This is a genomic window from Streptomyces sp. NPDC051921 (assembly GCF_040680975.1).
Classification (GTDB): domain Bacteria; phylum Actinomycetota; class Actinomycetes; order Streptomycetales; family Streptomycetaceae; genus Streptomyces.
This window is the reverse complement of record NZ_JBFAXU010000056.1, coordinates 1-2,934: the sequence shown is the minus strand read 5'-3', so window position 1 is coordinate 2,934 and position 2,934 is coordinate 1. Positions and strand designations below refer to the sequence as shown.

Genomic DNA, 2,934 nt, shown 5'->3' with positions numbered 1-2,934 from the left:
CCACGGGCGCGCCGACGACCAGGTGAAGATCCGCGGCTTCCGCGTGGAGCCCGGCGAGATCCAGAACGTCCTCGCGACCCACCCGGCCGTCGGCCGCGCCGCCGTCGTCGTCCGCGAGGACGCCCCCGGCGACAAGCGCCTCGTCGGCTACGTCGTCCCCGCCGACCCGGCGGCACCGCCCGAGGTGGCCGAGCTCCGCGCGCACGTGGCGGACCGGCTGCCGGAGTACATGGTCCCGGCCGGTCACGTCGTCCTCGACGCCCTCCCGCTCACCCCGACCGGCAAGCTCGACCGGCGTGCCCTGCCCGCCCCGGCGTACGTCTCGCGGGCCGGCGGCCGGGCCCCGCGCGACGAGCGCGAGGAGGCGCTGTGCGCGCTCTTCGCCGAACTCCTCGGCCGCGACAGCGTCACGATCGACGACAACTTCTTCGACCTGGGCGGCCATTCGCTCCTCGCCGCCAAGCTCATCACCCGCCTCCGCTCCACGCTCGGCGTCGAACTCGCCGTACCGGATCTCTTCGAGGCACCCACAGTTTCCGACTTCGCGGCGCGCACCGTCGATGCCCGCCAGGCGAGAAAGGGCTCCAGCGTCATGGACCGACCCGAGGACATCCCTCTCTCCTACGCCCAGCGCAGGCTGTGGTTCCTCAACAAGATGGAGGGGCCGAACAGCACGTACAACGTCGCCTTCGCGATCCGCCTGCGCGGCCCGCTGGACGTCGAGGCGCTGCGCACCTCGATCGTCGACGTGGTGGCCCGGCACGAGGCCCTGCGCACGGTCTTCGTGGAGCTGGAGGGCGAGCCGCACCAGCGGGTCCTGCCACCGGCCGACGCGCGGGTCAGCGTCGAGGTGACCCAGGTCGAGGCCGACGGGCTGGTGGTCGCGCTCGACACGGCCTCCCGCTACACCTTCGACCTCGGCACGACCCTGCCGGTGCGCGCCGACATCTTCGTCGTCAGCCCCACCGAGCACGTCCTGCTCCTGGTCATGCACCACATCGCCAGCGACGGCTGGTCCATGGGCCCGGTCCTGCGCGACCTGACCTACGCCTACGCCGCCCGCAGCGCCGGCGACGCCCCGATCTGGGAGCCGCTGCCCGTGCAGTACGTCGACTACACCCTCTGGCAGCAGGACCTGCTCGGCGACCCCGCCGACCCGGACAGCCTGATCGCCCGCCAGCTCGACTACTGGCGGGAGGCCCTCGACGGGCTCCCCGAGGAGACCGCCCTCCCCGTCGACCGGCCCCGCCCCTCCGAGCCCTCCCACCAGGGCGAGATAACGGAGGTCATGCTCGGCAAGGACCTGCACCGGCGTCTGCTCGCCTTCGCGCGGGAGTCCCAGGCGACCGTCTTCATGGTGATCCAGGCGGCCGTGTCGGGCCTGCTCGCCCGGCTCGGCGCGGGCACGGACGTGCCGCTGGGCACCCCCGTGGCGGGACGCACGGACGAGGCCCTGGACGACCTGGTCGGCTTCTTCGTGAACACCCTCGTGCTGCGCTCGGACGTGTCGGGCGACCCGACCTTCCGCGAGCTGGTGGCCCGGGTCCGGTCCACCGACCTGGAGGCGTACGCGCACGCCGACGTGCCCTTCGAGCGTCTGGTGGAGGAGCTGAACCCGCCGCGCTCGCTGGCCCGCCACCCGCTCTTCCAGATCATGCTCGTCGTGCAGAACAACGCCGAGGCCAAGCTGTCCCTGCCCGGCGTCGAGGTGGCAGTCGACCCGGTCCTCACCGGCTCCGCGAAGTTCGACCTCACCTTCGGCTTCACCGAGACCTTCGACGAGAACCGCGAGCCCGCCGGCATCCTCACCGTCGTCGAGTACGCCACCGACCTGTTCGACGGGGCGTCCATCGAGGCGCTCGTGGCCCGCCTCGAGCGCCTCATGGAGGCCCAGCTCGACGACCCGGACCTGCCGGCGGGACGCTGGGACGTCCTGTCGGGCGCGGAGCGCACCGCGCTCCTCGACGACTGGGCGGGCGACGACGTCGAGTTCCCGGCCGAGTCGTGCGTGCACGAGATGTTCTCCCGGCGCGCGGCGGCCACGCCCGACGCGACCGCCCTGGTCTTCGAGGACCGGCGGGTCAGCTACGGCGAGCTGGAGGAGCGCTCCAACCGGATGGCCCGGCACCTGATCGCGTCCGGCGTACGGCGCGGCGACGTGGCCGGCGTGTACCTGCCGCGCTCGGTCGACCTGGTCGTGGCGGTCCTCGGTCTCCTGAAGGCCGGCGGCACGTACACGATGCTGGACCCGGAGTTCCCGGTGGAGCGCATCTCCGTGGTGCTCGGGCAGACCGGCGCCCGGCTCGTGGTCACCGAGAGCGCCCTGTCCGGACGCCTCGACGGCTACTCCGAGGTCGTGATCGACCGGGACGCCGCGGTGATCGCCGCCCTGGACGTCTCCCCGCTGGAGCGGATCGCCACCCCGGCGGACGCGGCCTGCGTCATGTTCACCTCCGGCTCGACGGGCACGCCCAAGGGCGTCGTCTCCCCGCACCGCGCGGTCGTCGGCACCCTCACCAACCAGCGCACCCTCCCCGTCGGCGCGGACGAGGTGTGGCTTCAGTGCGCCCCCGTCTCGTGGGACGCCTTCGCCCTGGAGCTGTTCGGGGCGCTGCTCACCGGCGCGACCTGTGTGCTGCAGCCGGGCCAGCGCCCGGAGCCCGCGCTCATCTCCCGGCTGATCCACGAGCACTCCGTCACCTCCCTGCACGTGTCGGCGAGCCTGCTCAACTTCCTCCTCGACGAGTACCCGGGCGTCTTCGCCGGACTGCGCCACGTCATGACCGGCGGCGAGGCCGCGTCCATCCCGCACGTGATGCGCCTGGTGCGGGAGTTCCCTCAGGTGCGGCTGGTCAACGGCTACTCGCCGGCCGAGTCGATGATCTTCACCGTCGCCCACCGCATCACCGAGGACGACGCCGGCTCCGCCTCCAT

The 2,934-nt window shown here is 72.7% G+C and carries 1 protein-coding gene; it reads left to right on the top strand.

From position 1 onward, the window contains the following. The coding region (locus tag AB0M16_RS36140; protein ID WP_365350789.1) for a condensation domain-containing protein at positions 1–2,934 on the top strand (2,934 nt) is incomplete at both ends.